This is a genomic window from Parafrankia sp. FMc2 (assembly GCF_041008525.1).
Lineage (GTDB): Bacteria > Actinomycetota > Actinomycetes > Frankiales > Frankiaceae > Parafrankia.
Genome location: NZ_JBFLUG010000028.1, coordinates 44,578 through 65,929 on the forward strand (window position 1 = coordinate 44,578; position 21,352 = coordinate 65,929).

At 71.5% G+C, this 21,352-nt stretch carries 15 protein-coding genes and 1 pseudogene; 9 read left to right on the top strand and 7 right to left on the bottom strand.

All coding sequences use genetic code 11. From position 1 onward, the window contains the following. Positions 1–11: 11 nt before the first annotated feature. The 4 genes from AB1460_RS12690 to AB1460_RS12705 form a co-directional block, all read right to left on the bottom strand. Positions 12–1,046 (bottom strand): hypothetical protein, encoded by a 1,035-nt coding sequence (locus AB1460_RS12690; RefSeq protein WP_368961293.1) that lies wholly within the window; start codon positions 1,044–1,046, stop codon positions 12–14. Positions 1,047–2,006: 960 nt separating this feature from the next. After that, positions 2,007–3,197 (bottom strand): serine hydrolase domain-containing protein, encoded by a 1,191-nt coding sequence (locus tag AB1460_RS12695; protein ID WP_368961295.1) that lies wholly within the window; start codon positions 3,195–3,197, stop codon positions 2,007–2,009. 109 nt (positions 3,198–3,306) lie between these two features. Continuing rightward, positions 3,307–4,452 (bottom strand): acyl-CoA dehydrogenase family protein, encoded by a 1,146-nt coding sequence (locus AB1460_RS12700; protein ID WP_368961297.1) that lies wholly within the window; start codon positions 4,450–4,452, stop codon positions 3,307–3,309. Positions 4,453–4,627: 175 nt separating this feature from the next. Then, complete coding sequence (locus AB1460_RS12705) at positions 4,628–4,774, bottom strand: hypothetical protein (RefSeq protein ID WP_368961298.1); 147 nt, start codon at positions 4,772–4,774, stop codon at positions 4,628–4,630. Positions 4,775–5,178: 404 nt separating this feature from the next. On the opposite strand from AB1460_RS12705, the gene AB1460_RS12710 reads away from it, so the two are divergent. The 7 genes from AB1460_RS12710 (at position 5,179) to AB1460_RS12740 (ending at position 14,615) form a co-directional block, all read left to right on the top strand. Continuing rightward, entirely contained in the window at positions 5,179–5,646 is a 468-nt protein-coding gene (locus tag AB1460_RS12710) for a hypothetical protein (RefSeq protein ID WP_368961300.1), read from the top strand. Positions 5,647–5,939: 293 nt separating this feature from the next. Beyond that, positions 5,940–7,676 (top strand): ABC transporter ATP-binding protein, encoded by a 1,737-nt coding sequence (locus tag AB1460_RS12715; RefSeq protein ID WP_368961302.1) that lies wholly within the window; start codon positions 5,940–5,942, stop codon positions 7,674–7,676. Continuing rightward, positions 7,673–9,622, top strand: a complete 1,950-nt coding sequence (locus AB1460_RS12720) for an ABC transporter ATP-binding protein (RefSeq protein ID WP_368961303.1) — start codon at positions 7,673–7,675, stop codon at positions 9,620–9,622. The genes AB1460_RS12715 and AB1460_RS12720 overlap by 4 nt, the downstream gene beginning before the upstream one ends. A gap of 178 nt (positions 9,623–9,800) precedes the next feature. Beyond that, a complete protein-coding gene (gene lysS / locus AB1460_RS12725) occupies positions 9,801–11,300 on the top strand; it encodes a lysine--tRNA ligase (protein ID WP_368961304.1) in 1,500 nt (499 codons plus the stop codon). 123 nt (positions 11,301–11,423) lie between these two features. Continuing rightward, positions 11,424–12,254, top strand: coding sequence for an SDR family oxidoreductase (locus AB1460_RS12730; protein ID WP_368961306.1), 831 nt, complete (start codon positions 11,424–11,426; stop codon positions 12,252–12,254). Between the two features lie 284 nt (positions 12,255–12,538). Then, positions 12,539–14,236: a DHA2 family efflux MFS transporter permease subunit gene (locus AB1460_RS12735; protein WP_368961307.1), complete on the top strand. Its 1,698-nt coding sequence runs from the start codon at positions 12,539–12,541 to the stop codon at positions 14,234–14,236. A gap of 10 nt (positions 14,237–14,246) precedes the next feature. Then, entirely contained in the window at positions 14,247–14,615 is a 369-nt protein-coding gene (locus tag AB1460_RS12740) for an RNA-binding S4 domain-containing protein (protein WP_368961309.1), read from the top strand. A gap of 13 nt (positions 14,616–14,628) precedes the next feature. Here AB1460_RS12740 and AB1460_RS12745 read toward each other — a convergent pair whose 3' ends face one another. Further along, positions 14,629–15,105: an HIT family protein gene (locus AB1460_RS12745; RefSeq protein WP_368961311.1), complete on the bottom strand. Its 477-nt coding sequence runs from the start codon at positions 15,103–15,105 to the stop codon at positions 14,629–14,631. 483 nt (positions 15,106–15,588) lie between these two features. Here AB1460_RS12745 and AB1460_RS12750 point away from each other — a divergent pair, with 483 nt between their 5' ends. After that, positions 15,589–17,790, top strand: coding sequence for a hypothetical protein (locus AB1460_RS12750; protein WP_368961312.1), 2,202 nt, complete (start codon positions 15,589–15,591; stop codon positions 17,788–17,790). Between the two features lie 317 nt (positions 17,791–18,107). Then, on the top strand, positions 18,108–19,571 hold the full coding sequence (locus AB1460_RS12755) for a glycosyltransferase family 4 protein (RefSeq protein WP_368961314.1): 1,464 nt from the start codon (positions 18,108–18,110) through the stop codon (positions 19,569–19,571). A gap of 319 nt (positions 19,572–19,890) precedes the next feature. On the opposite strand, the pseudogene AB1460_RS12760 reads toward AB1460_RS12755, so the two are convergent. Both AB1460_RS12760 and AB1460_RS12765 read right to left on the bottom strand, forming a co-directional pair. After that, positions 19,891–20,472: pseudogene (locus tag AB1460_RS12760) on the bottom strand (PIG-L deacetylase family protein); the annotation flags it as partial. A 124-nt stretch (positions 20,473–20,596) separates the two neighbouring features. Continuing rightward, entirely contained in the window at positions 20,597–21,319 is a 723-nt protein-coding gene (locus AB1460_RS12765) for a DUF2599 domain-containing protein (RefSeq protein WP_368961315.1), read from the bottom strand. Positions 21,320–21,352 lie beyond the last annotated feature (33 nt).

A 21,352-nucleotide genomic window follows, 5' to 3' on the forward strand; every position in this document is an offset into this window, starting at 1 on the left:
CGCGGGTGGGCTCAGCGCGGCCGGCCACGGCGGCGCTTCTCCCTCCCGACCAGAATGTCGAGCCCGAGGTTGTCAGGCGGTGCCGCCTCGGTGCCGGGGGCCCGGCGTGGCGCCGCCGGGACGGGGCGGTAGCGGGTGAGCGCCGCGAGCGAGTACCCCGCGGCCGGGCCCGGCACCTGAGCCGGGACTGGCGGGACCGCCGGCGCCGTCGTGTGCGTCGGCAGCCGCGCCGCCGCCGGCAACGGCTCGCCGCTGCCGGCGGGGAAGCCGGACCGTCGACGCTGCGCCGCGCGGTAGGCCTGACGGCGCGCTATGGGAGCGGTGATCGGGTCGATCGGCGAGTTCGTCGACGGCTCCGAAGGACTGGCCGAACCGCCGGTGCCGGGCTGGCGGCGGCTGGCGGCTCTGGCAGCCTCCTGGGCTCCGGCCGCTTCCGCGGCCGCGGAAGCGGAAGCCCCGGTGGCGTCCGTGGTCCCGCCGGTCCCGCGGCGGCGGGACCGGTTCGGAGCCGGTGGCTCGCCCGCGGGACCGAACCAGTCGAAGGACCTGCTCCGGCCGCGGAGAGCTGTGTTCTCCGCCTGGACGATGACCAGCAGCGCGGTCGCGAAGGCGGCCCTTGTCCGAGCCTCGTCCAACTGCCGTGACAGCTCGGCGACGTAAGCCGCGTCGACCGTGGGTTCGTCGGTCTCGGGGGCCGGCTGCCCGTCCGGGTCAACCGTGACGCCGAAGGCCTCGACATGCATCAGGCGCAGCTGTTCCAGCTGCTGGGGCAGCTCCGGGTCGGCGGCGGCGAAAAGGAGCTGGAGGTAGACCTCGATGACACGCCATTCGATCGCCTTCTCGCCACGGAACTGCCGGCTCAGATCACGTGTTCGCGAGCGTTGGACCTTTGTGGGCTCACTCTTGCTCCACAGCTCTCGAGCCACCATTTCGTAACTGACCCGGTAGGGGTTGTTCAGCTCGTTTAAGCGAGTGAGCAGGACTTTCTGCGGACCATCACCGAGATCGGCGCGCGGCCCTTTGGGGCGGGCTCCCGCGAGGGTCACCCACACACCGTCCGGGCGTGCACTGCCAGCCTGGCCGAAGGACGCGTTCGCGGCACGGCGTGGATCCTCTCTCTGCTTCGATCGTCCGCGTGCCCTCGGGGCGCCGGACGGCGGGACGGTGGCGCCAGTGCGGTCGCCGGCAGCCCCTTCTGATTGTTGCGCATGATACGTGGCGTGTGCCTGTGATGGGTCGACGCGTCGAATCTGGCCGGCAGGTTCGTTGTCGGGCGAACGATCGTGGCGGGTGAAGTGTGGTCCCTTCTGGTTCCCATCGGACTGGTTAGCCGCGGCCGGGTCGATCTCGTTCGCGCGCCTTGACGAACGACTCCTGGCCGTGTCGCGCCGTACGCGTTCTCGCATCTGCATTCCCCTTTCCCTGGGTGCGAGCGGCGAGTGGGTACCGGGTGGGTGCCGCAGGCCCAGAAAACTGGGTGCCGGGATGCGCGGCAAGCACGCACAACCGGATCAATCGGACATCTTCGCGCCGATCTTCATCGCTCAGGGGAGGCGGGGTCGTCGCAATTTCGTCTCAATCGCATGCTGATGCGCCAACTGGGACTTCAGGCTGTTCTGAGGGGGCTCAAGGGCCACCTGGGGGTCGCCGGGTGGCCGGAGCGGGGGCCGAACGGAGCTCGTCCTGTCGCAACCAGATCCAGGCCGGCCGGGGCATGTACCCGTCCCTGTCCCGGCCGCCCGGGGACCAGACGCGGACTCGTCGCGGGCCGGTTGCGGACGAGTTCCCGGGCTGGCGTCCGAACGTCCGCGGCTGGTCCCCGGGACGGCTTCCCGGCCCCTCCTGACGGGTTCCCGATCTGGATCGGTAGTTGATCGACATGCCGTTCCGTCGGACGACATGATCTGGTTTCGCTGGATCAGAAATCCAATTCTAGTTTCTGGATACACCGCTCTTGAATCCGGGAGCACCCTTCTCCAGGCAGGGGGGAGGCGGGCTGTGGGGTATCAGTCGACGAGCGCGTCGATAACGACCCGGCTGGCCTCCGCCGCGCCGAATGTCGGCGGCTGCGGCCGGCTCTCCGGGGTACCCAGGCGGACGACGACGGTTCCCGAGCCAGGATCGATCTGCACGATCTGATTTCCGAGCCCGATCGCCCAGAACATGTCATCCGGCGCACCGGGCACCAGGCGGCCCTGTCGGGTCGCCGGATCCGCCGCCGCGGAAATGTCGGAGGCGGCCAGCGGCTGCGCCAGGACACCCTCGTGGTTAAGCCACCACAGATATCCGTAGGCCGCGTTCATTTCCGTGGACGACGGCCCGGTCGCCGCGGTGACCCAGTCGCTCGAGACGATCTGGTCGCCGGCCCAGTCGCCGTCACGCAGCATCAGGTAGCCGAACCGGGCGAGGTCCCGGCAGGTCGACTGCAGGCCCATGAAGGCGAGGGTGTTGCCGGCGGCGTCGGTCGTCATGGTGCTGTCGTTCATGCCGATCGGCGCGAAGACCCGCTCGCGTGCGAAGTCGATGACTTCCTGGCCGGTGGAGCCGCGCAGGACCTCTTCCAGCGTCTGCACGGCCGAGTTGTTGTAGGCCCAGACCTCTCCGGGCCGCCTGTCCTGGGGGAGCCCGACGGCGAAGGCGGTCTTGTCCTCGGCCCTGATCAGCTCGTCGTAATCGATCCCGACGCTCCACCGCCGCCCCGAGTCATTGCTGACCAGGTCGCGAACGGTCACAGCCTCGGCCGGGGTGCCCTTCCACGGGGCGACCCAGGTGGACGCGGAGTCGTCCAGGCTCAGGTCACCATCGTCCTGGGCGATACCCACCAGGGTGGACGTCAGCGACTTCGTCACCGAGTAGACCGCGGCGGGGGTCTCGGCGGTGGCCCCGCGGAAGTACCACTCGCCGGCGATCTTCCCGTCGCGGGAGACCAGGAGGCACGTCGACTTTCCCTGCTCGGCGGTGGTGGCGATCTTCTCCAGCTCGGCCGGGTCGAAGCCGACCGACCGTGGGTCCACCGTCTCCCAGGTGTCACCGGGTACGGCGGACTGTGACAGGGCCCCGGCTGGCGGGGCGCCCGTCGGCGAGGGTGCGGCGGCGGGCTCGTCGGGCGCGGTCTCGCCGCCAGAACAGCCTGCAGCCAGAAGTAAGGCGCCTGCTGCCGAGGCAAGACAGAGGGCGAGCCGGGATGGTCGTCGCATCGGGAACCTCGTTAGGGCCGGAGCTACGGAAACGAGGTGTGACCGTATCCGTACTCATCCGGCCCGGAAAACCAAAAGCCGCAAGGCGGGCCCTGGGTGCCCTGGTTGGTCAGGACCTGGCGAGGTGGCGGCTGATGACGAGGCGCTGGATCTGGTTGGTGCCCTCGAAGATCTGCATGACCTTCGCCTCACGCATGTACCGCTCGACCGGGAAATCCTTTGTGTAGCCGGCACCACCGAGGACCTGGACGGCATCCTCGGTCACCTTCATCGCCGCGTCCGTCGCGACGAGCTTGGCGATCGACGCGGCGCGCCCGTAGGGCAGGCCGGCGTCGCGGCGCCGGGCGGCGGCGAGGGTGGTGGCACGCGCCGACTCGACGGCCGCGGCCATGTCGGCGAGCAGGAACCCGAGGCCCTGGTGATCGATGATCGACTTGCCGAACGCCTGCCGTTCCTTCGCGTAGGCGACCGCGTCGTCGAGAGCCCGCTGGGCGAGCCCGACCGCGGTGGCGGCGATGCCGAGCCGCCCGGAGTCGAGCGCCGAGAGCGCGATCGACAGCCCCTGCCCGCGCTCGCCGACCAGCCGCGACGCCGGCACCGGCGTGTCGTCAAAGCTGATCTGGGTGGTGGGAGAGGCGGTCAGACCCATCTTCTTCTCCGGCGGGTGGAACCGGATGGCGGGGTTGTCCGCGTCGACGAGGAAACAGGAGATACCACCACGGGTGTCCTGGGACGTCCGCGCGAACACGGTGTAGAAGTCGGCGGCCCCGCCATGGGTGACCCAGGCCTTCGTGCCGTTGAGCACGTAGCCGCTGTCGGTGGGGGTCGCCGTCACCCGCATCGCCGCCGGGTCCGAGCCCGCGTGCGCCTCGGAGAGGCAGTAGGCACCCAGCAGGTCGCCGGACAGCAGCCGGGGCAGCAGTTCCTCCTGCTGCGCCGGGGTGCCGAAGGTCGCCAACGGGTAGCAGGACAGCGCGTGGACGCTGACGCCGACCGCCACGGCCGACCACCGGTACGAGATCTCCTCCAGGACCTGGAGGTACACCTCGTAGGGCTGCTCACCGCCGCCGAAGCGCTCCGGGTAGGGCAGGCTCAGCAGACCGGCCTGGCCGAGCACCGCGAACTCCTTGCGCGGGAACCGGCTCTCGGCCTCGTACTCGACCACGATGGGCGCCAGCTCGCGGTCGCAGATCGTCGCGGCGAGCTCGACCAGCTCCTTCGCCTCCGATGACGGGAGCTGGCGTTCGGCGGGCATCGTGACCTCCGGTGCGTCGGCGGCGACCGCCGCGGACCCCGGCGCGTACCGGAGATCCGCGGCGATCCGGCGTCCATGTCGGAACGTGGGACCGCAGTAGTTTTGTACCGCGATTCGGCGGCCCGTGACGGGCCCGCCGGAACCGGCGCCAGGACGCGTGGGGCCGTTCTGTGGATCAGCAGTCCCTGCGGAGGGTGTTGCCGGGCGGGTAGGGGCACGGTTCGCCGGGCTGGCAGCCGGCAGCGGTGGTGAGCAGGCCCAGCGCCGCGGTGGCGACGATCGTCACCGCGATACGGCGGACCGGGCGGGTGGAACGGTTCATGGCGGTGTCCCTTCAGGCCCTCCCCGATCCGGTCCTCCCTACCGTCTCCCGGATGCGGAAGGCGCGCGGGCGCGCGATGCCACGGTGTGCCCTCTCGTCTCCGTGCGTCCTGCGTCGCTGTCCCGCGCGGGATTGTGATGGTCTGCCGATGTTCTCCGGTTGTTGGTGTGTATCCGAGATACTGAGATGCGGGTAGGTCGCCGGAAGCCGGACAGTCGGGCCAGGTGCTCGCGGGTTCGTCCGAAGGTGGCGGAACCGGCCTCCGTCGTGGGCCGTCCTGAAGGACGATGCGAGGGTGCGTCCCTGCAACCGGGGGCGCACGGTCCGCGATGACCTGGGGTCGCGGGCCGTGGGGGGATCAGGCGGGGCAGGACGGACTGGGGGCCGTCGAGGGAGGAAGGTCGATGGTCAACATGAACCCGGGTGACCGTGGTTGGCAGGGAGAGCGGTTCGCCCAGGCCCGCCGGTTCGCCGGCCAGGCGAGGCAGGACCGCACGACCGGTTGGTACATCCCGCTGGTGATCACCGTGATCGGGGCCGGTGCCTCGTTCGACGCGTTCGGGCGCGGGTTCGGCTTCCTGTACGGGTGGGGTCTGGCGATCGCGTTCGTCGTGCTGACGTGGTCCACGATCCGGGTGATCCCGGCGATGCTCGACGATCTCAACGTGCGGCGGGAAAGCTGGCCGCGCAAGTTCAGCACGATGCTCAACGCCCCGGTGCGCAGCCGCGGGATCTTTCTGCTCGCCGCCGCGCTGCCGGTCTTCGTCGCGCTGCTGAAGACGGTGGGCTTCTACATCATCGGCGGCCTGCTGATCGTCGGTGTGGTGCTGGCCGTGGCCATGGCGGTCTCCTGGGTGCTCGAGCGCCGCTGAGCCCCGTGGCCGCGGCGCGGTTGCGCCGGCGACCATGGCGCGTTGACGCATTCCGGCCCCGTGTTCCCGTGCCGTGTCTCCTCGGAGGCCTGGGCGCGGGGACCGGGGCCGGTCTGGTCCTGCTCCTATCCGTGTTCTGCTCGTATCCGCCCATCCGCCCATCCGCCCATCCGCCAGGCGCACCCGAGCGGCGGATTCAGTCGTACTCTCCGTATCGGCCTGCCGCAGTCCGGGACGACCCGGCGACCCGATGACCGATGACCGATGACCGACGGCCCGCCGACGGAGATCACATGCTTGTCAGACTGCTGAGGAGCCATCTCGCGCCCTATACCAGGGCGGTCTCGCTGCTGGTGGCGCTGCAGTTCACCGCGACGCTGGGCATGCTCTACCTGCCGACGCTGAACGCCGACATCATCGACAACGGGGTCGTGCCCGGCGACACGGGCTACATCGTCCGCCTCGGCGGGGTGATGCTCGCGGTCACGCTCCTGCAGGCGGCCTGCTCGGCCGGCGCGGTGTTCTTCGGCGCGCGCACCGCGATGGGGGTCGGGCGAGACATCCGTGCCTCCGTGTTCGCGCGGGTGCAGTCCTTCTCCGCCCGGGAGATCGGCCGGTTCGGCTCGCCGTCGCTCGTCACCCGGGCGACGAACGACGTCCAGCAGGTCCAGATGATGCTGCTGATGTCGTTCACGATGATGATCTCGGCGCCGATCATGTGCCTGGGTGGCATCGCGCTGGCGGTGCACCAGGATGCGACGCTCTCCCTGCTCCTTGTCGGGATCGTCCCGGTCCTGGCCGGGATGATCGTGTTGATCATCCGGCGGATGCAGCCGCTGGGCCGCGGTATGCAGGAGCGCCTCGACGAGGTCAACCGCATCCTGCGCGAGCAGATCAGTGGCCTGCGCGTGATCCGGGCCTTTGTGCGGGACGGCCACGAGAAGCGCCGGTTCGTCACGGCGAACGCCGACCTCACCGACATCTCACTGCGGATGGGGCGCCTGATGGCGCTGCTGTTCCCGCTGGTGCTGACGGTGGTCAACATCTCCAGCATCGCTGTCATCTGGTTCGGTGCCTACCGCATCGACAGCGGTGGCATGGAGATCGGGGCGCTGACCGCCTTCCTCAGCTACCTGATGCAGATCCTGATGTCGCTGATGATGGCCACCTTCATGTTCGCGGTGATCCCGCGGGCCGAGGTGTGCGCGGAGCGCATCCAGGAGGTGCTGTCGACGGAGTCCACGCTGCGCCCGCCCGCCGAGCCGGTGCGGACGCTGGCCCGGCGCGGTGAGCTGGAGCTGCGCGACGTCGGCTTCCGCTACCCGGGCGCGGAGGAACCGGTGCTGCGCGAGATCAGCCTGCGGGTCGCACCGGGGCAGACCGTGGCGGTCATCGGCAGCACCGGCAGCGGCAAGTCCACCCTGCTCGGCCTCGTCCCCCGGCTGTCGGACGTCTCCGAGGGCTCGGTGCTGATCGACGGCGTGGACGTCCGCGGCCTCGACCCGAAGCTGCTCGCCGAGACAGTCGCTCTCGTGCCGCAGAAGCCGTACCTGTTCACCGGGACGATCGCGTCGAACCTGCGCTACGGCAACCCGGAGGCGACCGACGACGAACTCTGGTGGGCGCTCGACATCGCGCAGGCCCGGGAGTTCGTGACGGCCATGCCGGACGGCCTGGACACCCCGGTCTCCCAGGGCGGCACGAATGTCTCCGGGGGCCAGCGCCAGCGCCTCGCGATCGCGCGGGCGCTGGTCCGGCGCCCGGAGATCTACCTGTTCGACGACTCCTTCTCGGCGCTCGACTACGCCACCGACGCCCGGCTGCGGGCCGCGCTGGCCCGCGACACCGCGGCGGCGACCAAGGTCATCGTCGCTCAGCGGGTGGCGACGATCCGCGACGCCGACCAGATCATCGTCCTGGACGAGGGCCGGATCGTCGGTGCCGGTACTCACCAGGAGCTCCTGGCGGAGAACGCGACCTACCGTGAGATCGTCTTCTCACAGCTCACCGAGGAGGAGGCAGCGGCATGACGCGCCCACCGGCGGGCGGCGTACGCCCGATGCCCGGCCCCGGTCGCTTCTTCAGCGCCGGCGGCGAGAAGGCCGGCGACTTCCAGGTCTCGATCCGGCGCCTGCTCGGGCTGCTGAGCCGGCAGCGCGTGCTGCTGCTGCCCGCCATCGGGCTCGCCGTCGTCAGCATCGCCCTCACCGTGACGGGCCCGCGGCTGCTCGGGCACGCCACCGACCTGGTGGTCGCCGGCCTGATCGGCTCGCGCCTGCCCGCGGGGACATCCCGGGCGGAGGCGGTCGCGCGGCTGCGGGCAGAGGGCCACGACACCCAGGCCGATCTGCTGGCCTCCGCGGATGTCACCCCCGGCACGGGGATGGACTTCGACGCGATCGGTCGGGTGCTGCTCCTCGTACTGATCGTCTACCTGGTGGCTGGGGTGTTCGGGGTGGTGCAGGCCCGGCTGACGAACCGGGCGCTGCAGCGCATGCTCAACGACCTGCGGGACGACGTCCAGGCGAAGATCACTCGGCTGCCGCTGCGGTACTTCGACCGCGGCCAGCGCGGGGAGGTGCTCAGCCGGGTCACCAACGACATCGACAACCTGGGGCAGTGCCTGCAGCAGAGCCTCGCACAGGTCGTCGTCTCCGTCCTGACCATCATCGGCGTACTGGCGATGATGGTCTGGATCTCCCCGCTGCTGGCGTTGATCGCCGTTGTGACGGTGCCGGTGTCGCTCGTCGTGACCACCCGCATCGGCCGGATCGCCCAGCCGCAGTTCGTCGGCCAGTGGAAGACGACCGGGGCCCTCAACGGCCACATCGAGGAGATGTACACCGGGCACGCGCTGGTGCGTGCCTTCGGCCGGCAGGAGGAAGCCGCCGAGACGTTCCGGGAGTACAACGAGCGGCTCTACGAGGCGAGCTGGCGGGCGCAGTCCATCTCGGGCCTCATGCAGCCGGCGATGCTGTTCATCGGGAACCTGAACTACGTGCTGGTGGCCGTCGTGGGTGGTCTGCGGGTGGCCTCCGGGTCGCTGTCCATCGGCGACGTCCAGGCCTTCATCCAGTACTCACGGCAGTTCAGCCAGCCGCTGACGCAACTGGCCAGCATGGCGAACATGCTGCAGTCCGGGGTCGCCTCGGCGGAGCGGGTCTTCGAGCTGCTGGACGCCGCCGAGCAGGATCCCGACCCGCTGGAGCCCGTCCGGCCCGAGCAGGCCCGCGGCCGGGTCGCCTTCGAGCACGTGGCCTTCCGCTACGAGCCGGACACGCCGCTCATCGAGGATCTGTCGCTGGTCGCCGAACCGGGCCACACCGTCGCGATCGTCGGGCCGACCGGCGCCGGCAAGACCACACTGATCAACCTGCTGATGCGCTTCTACGAGGTCACCGGCGGGCGGATCACGCTGGACGGCGCCGACATCGCCGAGATGTCCCGGGCCCAGCTGCGTTCCTCCATCGGCATGGTGCTCCAGGACACCTGGCTGTTCGGCGGGACGATCGCGGAGAACATCGCCTACGGCGCGGAGGGGGCGACCCGCGAGCAGATCGTCGAGGCGGCCAGCGCCGCGCACGTCGACCGGTTCGTGCGCACCCTGCCCGACGGCTACGACACCGTGCTCGACGACGAGGGTGTCGGCGTCAGTGGCGGTGAGAAGCAGCTCATCACCATTGCGCGCGCGTTCCTCGCCGAGCCGCTCATCCTCGTCCTCGACGAGGCGACGAGTTCCGTCGACACCCGGACGGAGGTGCTGATCCAGCGGGCGATGTCCGGCCTGCGGCACGGCCGGACCGCCTTCGTGATCGCGCACCGGCTGTCCACCATCCGCGACGCCGACACCATCCTCGTCATGGAGGACGGGGCCATCGTCGAGCAGGGCGACCACGTCAGCCTGCTTGCCGCGGACGGTGCCTACGCCCGCCTCTACCGTGCCCAGTTCGCACAGGCCGTGGCAGAAGCCGGCTGACGCCGGCTGACACCGGCTGGGGTCGGCTGACACCGGCCGGGCCGGCGGGCGCGGGAGATCGGGCGGACCAGGGCGGCCAGTAGGCTTGGCGTGCGAGCCGTCGGCGCTCCCGCGCGCCGGGCCGTGAAGACGCCCGGGTGTCGCCGGGCGGGGAACCTCTCGCAAAAGGGTGTTGTGCATGGCGACGGACGAGTCCACGGCGGGTCCCCGCTCCGGGTATGACACCGACTCGGTGACCACCGCCGCCGGCGCCGCCGAGGACGGGACGGTCGTCCGCCTCGCCGGCCGCGTCGTGCTGTGGCGGCGGATGGGCGGGCTGGTCTTCGGCCACATCCAGGATCGCGCCGGGCGGGTGCAGGTCTCGCTGTCCCGCGACGAGCTGGGCGTCGAGACGTTCCAGGAGTGGGCCCGCGCGGTCAAGATCGGTGACTTCGTCGGCGTCACCGGCAGGGTCTACACCACCCGCCGCGGGGAGAAGACCGTCGGCGCCTCCGAGCTCGTCGTGCTCAACCGCACGGTGCGGGCCCTGCCCGACAAGTGGCAGGGGCTGTCCAACATCGAGGCCCGGCTGCGCCGGCGCTACCTCGACCTGCTGGTCAACAACGACTCCCGGGAGCGCTTCCGTACCCGCGCCCGGACCATCTCCCGCATCCGCCGCTTCCTCGACGACAACGACTTCCTCGAGGTCGAGACGCCGATGCTGCAGGAAGCCGCGTCCGGTGCGGCCGCCCGCCCGTTCGTCACCCACCACAACGCCCTCGGCGAGGACTTCTACCTGCGCATCTCGCCGGAGACGTTCCTCAAGCGCGTGGTCGTGGGCTCGCTGGACCGCGTCTACGAGCTCGGCCGGAACTTCCGCAACGAGGGTATGGACCCCTCGCACCTGCAGGAGTTCACGATGCTCGAGTGGTACGCGGCCTACTGGGACTACCGCGACAACATGCGGTTCGTCCGGGAGATGGTGCTGGCCGTCCTCGACGACGTGTTCGGCAGCCGCACCGTCACCTATGACGGGGTGAAGCTCGACTTCGGCGCCGACTGGCCGGAACTCGACTATCGTGCCGAGGTCGCCCGGCACAGCGGCATCGACCTGACGGTCGTCCGTGACCTGCCGACCCTGCGGGCCCGGATCGCCGAGCTCGGGCTGGAGGTCGACGACGCCGCCTCCTACGCGGGACTCGTGGACCTGCTCTACAAGAAGACCGTGCGCCCGCATCTCGTCCAGCCGTGCTTCCTGGTGCACCATCCGGCGGAGCTGGTGCCGCTGGCGCGGCGCAGCGACGCCGACCCGTCCCGCCTCGACATGTTCCAGGTCGTGGTGAACGGCTGGGAGCTGGTGAAGGCCTACTCCGAGCTGGTCGACCCGGTCGAGCAGCGTCGGCGGCTGGAGGAGCAGGCCGAGCTGCGGGCTGCCGGCGACGACGAGACGATGATGCTCGAGGAGGACTTCATCGAGGCGATGGAGTACGGCATGCCGCCGATGTCCGGCCTCGGTATCGGTATTGACCGCCTCATCGCGCTGCTCACCGACGCGCCGACCCTGCGCGAGGTCGTCCTGTTCCCGCTGATGCGCGACTCGCGTCGCGGGCAGCAGGCCGACGCCGCTGCCGGTGACGCCGCCGCGGGCGAAACCGGCGCGCGTGACACCGGCGGACGTGATGAACCCGGGGCGGTCTGAGAACCGACTGTCGGCGGACGCGGTTCGCCCGCGGGTCATGCGGCTGACATCCGGCAACGATCGCGCGGCGAACAGCCGTCTCGACACACCTCCGCGAGCAGCGGTGGAAGGGTGAGGTTTCAGGTGGACAAGGACGTCAGGGACGTCGTCGTCATCATCGGTGTGGGCGGCATGGGCCGGGCGATCGCCCGGCGGATCGGCAGTGGCCGCAAGCTCCTCCTGGCCGATGTCAGCGACGCGGCGCTCGATGTCGCCGACGTCCTGCGCGGGGAGGGGCAGGACGTCGCCACCCAGGTGGTCGACGTCTCCAGCCGCGAGTCGGTGGCCGCTCTCGCTGACACCGCAGCCGGCCTCGGCCGGGTCACCCAGGTCGCACACACCGCGGGGCTCTCACCCACGCAGGCCTCGACCGAGGCGATCCTGCGGGTGGACCTGCTCGGCGTCGCGCTGGTGCTCGACGAGTTCGCCCGGGTGATCGCACCCGGCGGGGCGGGAGTCATCATCGCCAGCATGTCGGGGTACCTGGCCGGCCTGACCCCGGATCAGGAATCCGCCGCCGCGACAGTACCCACGGACGAGTTGCTGGACCTGCCGTTCTTCGCCCCCGACGTCCTCGGCTCACCGGGCGCCGCCTACGCCCTGGCGAAGCGGGCCAACATCGTGCGGGTGCAGGCCTCGGCGGCCGCCTGGGGCGAGCGCGGTGCGCGGATCAACTCGATCAGCCCGGGGGTCATCTCCACTCCGATGGGCCAGGGGGAGCTGTCCGGAGAGTCGGGGGCGCAGATGCGGGCGATGGTGGCGATGTCCGCGGCGAAGCGCCTCGGCACGCCGGACGACATCGCCGCCGCCGCGGCGTTCCTGCTCGGCCAGGATGCCACCTACGTGAGTGGCACCGACCTTCTCGTCGACGGCGGAACCGTCGCCGCCGTCCGTCGCCTGCTGCCGACCGGCTGAGGCACCGCCCCCGCCCCCGTCCCCGCACCCGCACCCTGGCCGAACCCGCCTGCCGACCGCCACCCACGTCGCGGTTGACCTGAACCGCGGTTGAGGGAGCAGCCTGAGCCGCGGTGGATGTCGACCGGGCTCGGGCTCCCACGGCCGAGGGCCCTGCGGGAGGGGACAGAGACGTGGCCCTGCGATCAGGCGAGGAACCGGAGACCGACGACAGACGATCAGTCCCGCCAGCGGCGCCAGTCCCGTCGGCCCCGCGGGCCTCGGTGACGCCACCGACGCCACCGATGACGTCCGGTGCCGGCGCGGTCCCGACCGGCCTTGTGTTCACGGTGCTGGTGCTCGGCGGGCTGCTCGTCGTTCTGGACATCACGATCATCAACGTCGCGATCCGGACGTTGGCGGAGGACCTTGACGCAACGCTCCCGGTGATCCAGTGGGTCTCGACCGCTTACACGCTGGCCCTGGCCGTCACCGTCCCGACCAGCGCGTGGCTGGTCGGGCGGTTCGGCGCCCGCCGGGTCTACACCACAGCGCTGGCCGCGTTCGTGCTGGGCTCGGCGCTGTGCGGTCTGGCCTGGGACGTCGGATCGCTCATTGCGTTCCGGGTCCTGCAGGGAATCGGCGGCGGGCTGGTCCAGCCGGTCGCGATGATGATCGTCCTGCGGGCGACCCCGCCCGAGCGCCGCGGCCGCGCGATGGGCCTGCTCGGCCTGCCGGTCCTGGTCGGCCCCGTGATCGGGCCGACGCTCGGGGGTTCGCTCGTCGAGTTCTCCTGGCGGTGGATCTTCCTGGTGAACCTGCCTGTCGGCATCCTTGCTCTCCTGCTCGCGGCCCGCGCGCTGCGCCCGTTCGCCGCCGTGTCCGCGAGTGCCGCCGTGTCCGCGAGTGCCACCATTCCCGCGAGTGCCACCGGATCCGCGGATACCGGCAGCCCACGCGAGCGGCTTGATCTGTTCGGGCTGGGGCTCATCGCGCCTGGACTGGCGCTGTTCGTCTACGGGCTGGCCGAGAGCGGGCGGCAGGGGACGGCGGCCTCCGCCGTGGTCCTCGTTCCCGCCCTCGCCGGCATCGCACTGGTGGCCGGGTTCGCCGTTCGCGCGGTACGCGCGCCGGCCCCGCTGGTCCGGGTCACGCTGCTGCGCCGGCGGGCCGTCGGGTCGGGTGCGCTGACGCTGGCGCTGTTCGCCGCGGCCTACTTCGGGTCGATGCTGGTACTGCCCCTCTACCTGCAGGCCGCGCGCGGGCTGAGTCCGGCGGCGACCGGCATGCTCGGTATCCCGCAGGCACTGGCGACCGGTATCTCCCTGCAGGTGGCGAGCCGGCTGGTCGACCGGGTCCCGCCGACGCGCATCGTCGGCTTCGGCATCGCGCTGGCGACCTGCGGACTGTTCACCGTGCTGCTCCTGCTCGACGCGGACACCCCGTACTGGCAGCTCGTCGTTGCCCTCTCGGTCATGGGCATCGGCGCGGGTTCGACGATCATGCCGACCATGACGACGGCACTGCGCCACCTGGACGACCGGGACGCGCCGTCCGGGAGCACCCTGCTGACCATCACCAACCAGGTGAGTGTCTCGATCGGCACCGCGCTGACGTCGGTGGTGCTCGCCTCGGGCCTCGCGACACGGGGCCTCGGTTCCCTGATCGGCGGCGGTGAGGCCGCCGGGCCGTTCGACGTGGGGCACCCCGGCCAGGCTGGTGGCGGCACGGCGGGTGCGGGCCCGGCGGGTGCCGCTGCGGCGGACACCGCGGCACAGCTCGCCGAGGCGTTCCGGAACACCCTGGGTGTGCCGGTTGGCCTGATGGCGGCTGCGCTGATCGTCGCTCTGACAGCGCTGCCCCGCGGCGGCGGGCGAGCCAGCATCCGGCCGGCCGGCGGGCAGGTGGATGTCGAGGTCGGTCACCGGTCCGGCCACGGCGCCGGACCGGTGACCGATCGCGGGCGCGTCCGGGCCCATGCCCGTGGGCCCGGGGCTTCGTAGCATCGTGGGCATGCCGTCACTGGAGGGCACCACCCGGGTCGACATCTGGATCTGGTCGGTCCGTCTCGTCAAGACGCGGACGCAGGCTGGCGACGCCTGCCGCGGCGGCCATGTCCGGTTGAACGGCGAGCGAGTGAAACCCGCGCGCGGGGTCCGGCCCGGGGACGAGGTCCGCATCCGCCAGGACGGCTACGAGCGTGTCGTCGTGGTGACCAAGGTGATCACCAAGCGGGTGGGTGCCGAGCTGGCAGCCGAGTGCTACCTCGACAACAGCCCGCCGCGTCCGGCGCGCCCGCCGATGATCGCGGTTCGCGACCGCGGTACCGGGCGTCCGACCAAGCGGGACCGCCGGGCCATCGAACGCCTGCGCGAACGCTGAGGCACCGCGGGTTCTACAGCGCGGGCGCGAGTCTGCTCGCCAGGGAACGGGACAGGCTGTCCATCACCTCCGGGGAGACCCATTCCGCCGGCGGGCGGCGCAGATAGCTGAAGACGGCCGGCCCCAGCTGGTCGGCGGGCAGGTCGCCGGCCCGGGGGATGACGTGCACATGAAGATGCGTGAATCCCGCCGCCTCGGAGAACGCCGCGACATAGGTCCGGGAACACCCGGTGACCTCGACAAGCGTCCGGCTCAGCCGCTGGCACAGGGGGCCGAGTTCGGTGGCCTCCGCATCGTCGAGCTCGGCAATCGTGGTGATGTGCCGGCGGGCGACGAGAACCAGCCAGCCGGGCATCGCGCAGCGGATCGCGTGTGCCACCCGCCAGCCGCCACTGACGTGAATCCGCTCGCGGGTGGGCAGGCCGGCCAGGGCGGCATTCTGCTCACAGGAATAGCAGCCGTCCGAGTCTTTCTCGTCACGGGTGATCATGCGACAACGATAGAGCCACGGGGATGGCCGCCGGGATGAATCCATGACGGAGAAGTCGGGATCCCGTCGCCGCTGGTGGGGAGGATCCGAGGGCATGCGCCGCGGCCGGGAGCACCGTCGCCGCCTGCACCCCGGTGGTGGCGGGGCGCCCCGACCGGAGGAGCGGCTGCGGCAGGCCCTCCCGGAGATTGTGGTCATGCCCGCGGTGCGCCGCCGGGCCGTTATCACGCCGGGTGGCTCCTGTCGCCGGCATGTGCCCAGCTCACGGCGCTGAAGTGGTCTTCCCGGGCCCGCCTGCCGGAACCGGTCAATGGGTTTCTATCATTCCAGGTGCTGCATACGGAGCATTCGGTGCACGATCAATCATCGTGAACGAATCCGCGCGCCGGCGTGGGATGGGGCTGAGCATGAACCTGATCGAAGATGTTCGACGCCTGTTCATGAAGCGTCCATGACGAGGACCGTCAGCGCAGACAGCGGCCGATGACCGTCGACACGACGGTCGGCGAGCCGGCCACCGGCCCCGTCGCCACGGATCCCGCGGTCACCGACCCTGCGGTCACTGGCCCTGCGGTCGGGCGCGCCGGCAGGCTGCGGTTGTCGCCCATCCCGGCGGTGCCGCGGGAGTCGCGCATCCTGCGCATCGCGGGAGCAGCGCGCTCACCGGCCGTCGTGGTCACGCTGCTTGCGCTGTGCTCGTTCGCGGTGAGCCTGGTGCTGCAGACGACACTGTTCCGGGACGGAACCGGGGACGCTGACGAGGCCGCGTACGTGCTGCAGGCGCGGATGCTGCTCCAGGGCCGGCTGACCCTGGACGCATCCTCGGTCGAGCCGTTCTTCCGGCCCTGGCTCACCGGCGTGCACGACGGCCGGGTGTTCACCAAGTACCTGCCGGGCTGGCCCGCGGCGCTCGCGCTTTCGCAGGCGCTGTTCGGGACCATGGTGGTCGCGCCCGCGGCGATGGCGGCGGCGTGGGTCGCCGGGACGTACCGGCTGGCCCGGGAGCTGTTCGGCGAGGTGCGCACCGCACTCACCGCGGCTGCGGGGGTCGCACTGTCACCGTTGGTGATCCTGCACACCGCGCTTCCCCTCGCGTACGCGGCGTGCGCCGCGACACTCGTGTTCGCGAGCGCCGAACTGCTGCGTGGTCTCCGCACGGGCGCACGGTCCGCCCTCTTCCTGGGCGGGGCCGCGGTGGGGTTCGCGCTGCTGATCCGCCCGTTCGACGCCGTGCTTGTGGTCCTTCCCGTGGCGGTCCTGGCGGGGGTGCGGGCCCGGCGGGAGCTGCGGGTCCTGCCGCGCCGGGCGCTCTGGGCGGTGCTCGGCGCGCTGCCGATGGTCGCGGTCTTCCTGGCGTACTGCTGGCACGTCACGGGGTCGCCGCTGCGCATGCCGTTGTCCGCGTCGGATCCGCTCGACCGCTTCGGTTTCGGACCGCGTCGCATCCTGCCGTCCGAATCGAGCTTCATGTTCACTCGGCGGTTGGCCCTCGAGGCCCTCGGGGACACCCTCGCCGCCGCCCCGAGCTGGTTCTTCGGCGGTATGGGCCTGATCGTGCTCGCCGCCGTCGGCCTGTTCGCGCCCCGGCGCCGGCCCGAACGGATCATGTTGTTGGCCACGACCGGCGTGGTTCTGCTGGGCTACGCCTTCTGGTGGGGGTCGGCCTTCGCGATGCCGGGCCTGCGCAACGGGCTCGGCCCGCACTACCACCTGGCAGCGTTCACGCCGGTCGTCATCCTCGCTGCCGACGGTGCGCGATGGCTCTGGAGCGCCCTGGCGCGGGTACCGACGCGGATCGCCCGACCGGGCCTCGCCGTCGCGGCCGGGATCGGGCTCGTCGCGATCACTCTGCCCACCCTGCCCGCCCGGATCGACGTCCAGCAGGGGGTCAACGCGGGCAATGCGTTCCTGGAATCGATGATCCCCGACCAGCTGGACGGGCCCGCCCTGATTGTCCTGTCGCCGCCGGTACCGAGCCGCTACACGCAGATCCCGTACCACACGCTGCGAAACTCCCCGGATCTTGACGGGCCGGTCGTGTACGCGGCGGACATCGGCCCCCGCATCGCCGAGCTGCCCGATCGCATGCCCGGCCGCACGATCTACCGGCTGCGTCCGGGCGAGGTGTGGGACCCTGCCGTCCCCGGAGGCTTCCGCGGTGCGTTCGTGCCGCTGCGGCAGGTCATCGGCACCCGTATCGAGATCCAGGTAACCGTCCAGCCGCCGCCGCCGCCGCCGCCGCAGCAGCAGCAGCAGCCACTGACGACGCCGCCGGCAGCGGGTGGGTCGCTGCTGTACGTCCGGCTGGGAGATCAGCAGCGTGTGCTGCGGCCAGCGGATGGCCGTCGGCACACGTTCGTGCTCACCACCGGGCCTGCCGCCGGGCCGGACGAACTCGGGACGGGCACGGCGAACGGGGTCGGCGGCATTGCCCTGCCGGCAGATCTCATCGTCGGTTACGCGACGGGCACCGGGCCGGGAGCCGCCGTCTGGGAGGAACGGATCCCGCTGGCACGCCGGGCGGGAGGAGATCTCTCCCTGCTCGCGCCAGGGCTCGGGTGGCGGCGCCTGCCCGCAGATGAGGGGGCCGCCGCCGGGCCCGGCGCCGACCAGGACGTGTGGCCGTGGATCTCAGCTGCGACCCAGTCGGTGCTGCAGGTCGATCTGGCACCCACCCGCCCCTGAGCGTCCCGCCCGTGACCTCCGCACCGCCCGCGACCTCCGCACCGCCCCTGGGCTCGGCGCACCGTTCCTCCCCGCGCCGAGCCCGGAGAACGGGGCGCCGGGAGGAGTGCCGGCATTCGGCGGGGCATATGGCGGATTCCGTGCGGACCGAATAATGGCGCCGGGTCGCGCTGAATCAGGATGCCGGCTAACGCAGCCGGCCAGGGCCCGATGGTCGGCCTTCGGTGCGGGCCCGCCCGAGTATCCTTTGCCTGCTGTTTCCGGTGTTTGACTTCCGGTACGGGACCCGCCCCCGCCGGGTTCAGTCTGGGGATGCTATGGGCCTTCTCCGAACATTCAGGACGTTATCGGTTCTTTTCTTCTGCGAGCAGTATCCGCCGATTGTCTGGGACGGCGCCGGTACCTATACCGCGACGCTCGCGGCCGCACTGGTCGGACTCGGGCACAACGTGCATGTGCTGTGCGCCCAGGGTCGCCGCATCACGGACACGGTGGAGCGCGGCGTGCACGTCCACCGGCGGCCGTTGTTGCAGGCGCCGGTGACGCGCGCGCTCGGCGGTTATGGTGCCCGACTGCGCGGCCCGCTGTACCCACGGGACTCGCTGGCCCTGCGGGCCAGTCTTTCCCTGTCGTACAGCGTCTGGATGCGCCACCTGCGGCTGCGTCCGGACATCATCGAGACGCAGGACGGGGAGACCCGCGGGCTGATCGAGGCCGTCCACGGCACCTACCCGCTCGCCATCCACCTGCACTGCCCGACGATGCTCGCCGTCCGTCTCGCGGGGCAGCCGCTGGGTGTGCGCGGGCAGCTGGCCGACCGGCTCGACCGCGCCTCGGCCCGGCGCGCCGCCGTCGTGACCGCGCCCTCACAGCTGCTTGTCGACGAGCTGCGCCGGAGCGGCTGGCTGGGGCACCAGGCCGTCGAGGTGATCCCGAACCTCTTCGATGCGGAGCCGTGGCGGGGCGTGCAGGACGTGCGGACCACCGAGCCGACGATCGCGGTGGTGGGGCGGGTGGAACCGTCCAAGGGCGTTGACGTGCTGCTGGACGCCTGCGCCCGGCTGCGCGCCGCCGGGGTGGTGCACCGGCTCGTCGTCGTCGGCCGCTCGGCCGGCGCGATCAACGGTGTCCCGTCGGGTACCTGGCTGGCTTCCCGGGCCCGTGAGCTGGGGCTGGACGTCGAGTTCACCGGGCATCTGGCGGCCGGGGAGATGCGCGAGGTGTTCCGCCGGACCCGGGTGGTGGCGGTGCCGAGCCATTTCGAGAGCTTCTCCATCGTCGCCGCCGAGGCGCTTGCGGCGGGACGTCCCGTCGTCGTGACGAGCCGGACCGGGATCGCGCCGTTCGTCCGGAGCTGGAACGCGGGCAGCGTGGTCGCCGCCGGCGACCCGGGCGCGCTCGCGGACGCGCTGGCGCCGTTCCTCCTGAACGCCGGCTGGGCGGCCGAGGTCGCTGACCAGGGCCGGCGCGGCGTGGCCGCCCTCGATCCGGAGGCCATCGCCCGCCGGAAGGAAGCCGCCTACCGCCGGGGCATCGCGGAGTTCCACGCGCGACGCCGTCTGGTCACACCAACCACACCAACCACACCAGCCGCGCCCCGAGGGCCGGTCAGCCCGGTCCCGCCGCTGCCCGGGGCGGCGGCTGCTCGTCAGCGGTCCGCGGTGCCGCTACCGATGCCGCGGTCGCCCGCCACGGACGGTCGAAGTCGAGGTGACGCAGCGAACCGGCCGGGACGTAGATCTCGTACCGACTCTCCAGGACCGCCAGCAAGGATCCGCTGAGCGGCGGCGGAACCCGCGCGCTGCCCCCTCCGGCAGCTCGCGCCGCCGCGGCACCGCCCCTGGAAGACACGGCGGGACCGGTCTGCGTGACATGCTCGGCGAGCGCCTGCTTCTGGCGTTCGCGCAGGCTGCGGGCATCGACGAGCAGCGGCCGCAGCTCGCTCACCCGCCGGACGGGGGCCAGCAGCAGCCGGCGGGCCGTCCAGCGCCCGGTGCCATGCCCGGTACCGTGCCCGACGGTCCAGGGCCAGTGGGTCCAGAGCCAGACGGTGTACTCGAGGATCTCGCCGCGGAAGCCGCTGGCCTGCACCGCCCGGCGGACCGCCTCATGGCTCGCGTCGTGGTCCGGATGCCCCTCGCAGGAGGTCGGCACGAGGATCTGCCGAGGCGCCCGGCTGCCGACGAGCCGGGCGAGCGCGGCGGCGACCTCGTCGAGGTGCTGGTCCAGCTCGGTGTCGGGAAAGTCGAGGAAGACGACGTCACCCTCGTCGACGCCGAGGCGGGCGCAGGCCCGGACCGCCTCGCGCCGCCGTACCTCGGACAGCTGCCCCGAGGTCTCCACGGCGGAGGCGCCCCCCGCGCCGTCACTGACGATCGCGACCGTCACCGGGACGCCGGCCGCCCGCTTCCGCATGATCGCCGCCGCGCAGCCCAGCGTCTCGTCATCCGGATGCGGCGCGACGACCAGGCAGGACGTCGACGCCATTGCCGCCGTGATGTCGAGCCCACGGAAAGCCCACGCCCGCCGCCAGAACGCGCGGGCAACGACCAGGACCCGTGCCCGCCTCCGCAATCCGCATGCAGCCTTCACGCCGGACAAATATGCAATACCAGGAAAATTTTCCGTAATGGGCGAACTGTCGGTGCTGGGCGCGGAACCGGAAAATCCGGAAGCATCCATTCCGTGGTACCCCCAAACCTCCGCACCCGCCGCCCCGGTGATTGTTGCCGGAAAGGAACCCGGTCGGCCCGGGTGACGGCGGGTCGTACGAGGCCATGATTTCACTGGTCCCGGGTTTTTCGGTTCAGGCGTGTTCCCCGGTGGGCGCGGACCGCGGCGGGACGCCGTCGGGGCGATAGGTCCGCACCGGTGCGGAGGTCGGGTCGGTGCCCAGGGTGTTGCCGCACCGGGTGGAGAACCAGCGGCGGCGCCCGGGTGTCGGTCGCCAGCTCTCGACGTCGAACGTGTCGCCGGTCGCGTACTCCTCGCTGCCGGAGCCGGGCACCAGGGCGAGGAACTCGTGGCAGCGGAGCTGGTCCTGCAAGCTCTCGGCGACTGCCTGGTCAGGCGTGCCGACACAGGTGCGGACGGCCGCCCAGATCTCGGCGCTGGCCGCGTCCCGGTCGTCGGCGTGGCGTGCCTCGTCCTTGGGCCACACGGAGATCCGGAAGTCGCCGCCCGCCCACTCCTGGACCGTGATCTCCTCGATGTACCGGCTCGCACCGCAGAACGGCGCACCCGGAGCGGCGCCGTCGGGGGCAGCGGGAGCGCCCTGCGGGGCCGACGGCCCGCGCTCCGAGCCGCTCCCACTGCTCCCGGAGCCGCTCCCGACGTCGCCGCCGGTGGCATCCCCGGAGCCGGCCGAGACAGTGGGGGTGGGCGCGACGGCCGCGAGGTCGCTGGAGGAACCGGAGCCGGTGTCGCCGGCCGAGTCGCTGTCCCCGTCGTCGCCCAGCGCGATCGCCGCGGCGGCCAGCAGGGCGACGCCGCCGATCAGGACCCCGCGGGACCGGCGGTGCTCAGTCATCGGGATCTCGCCGTGGATACCCCGGCCTTCAGG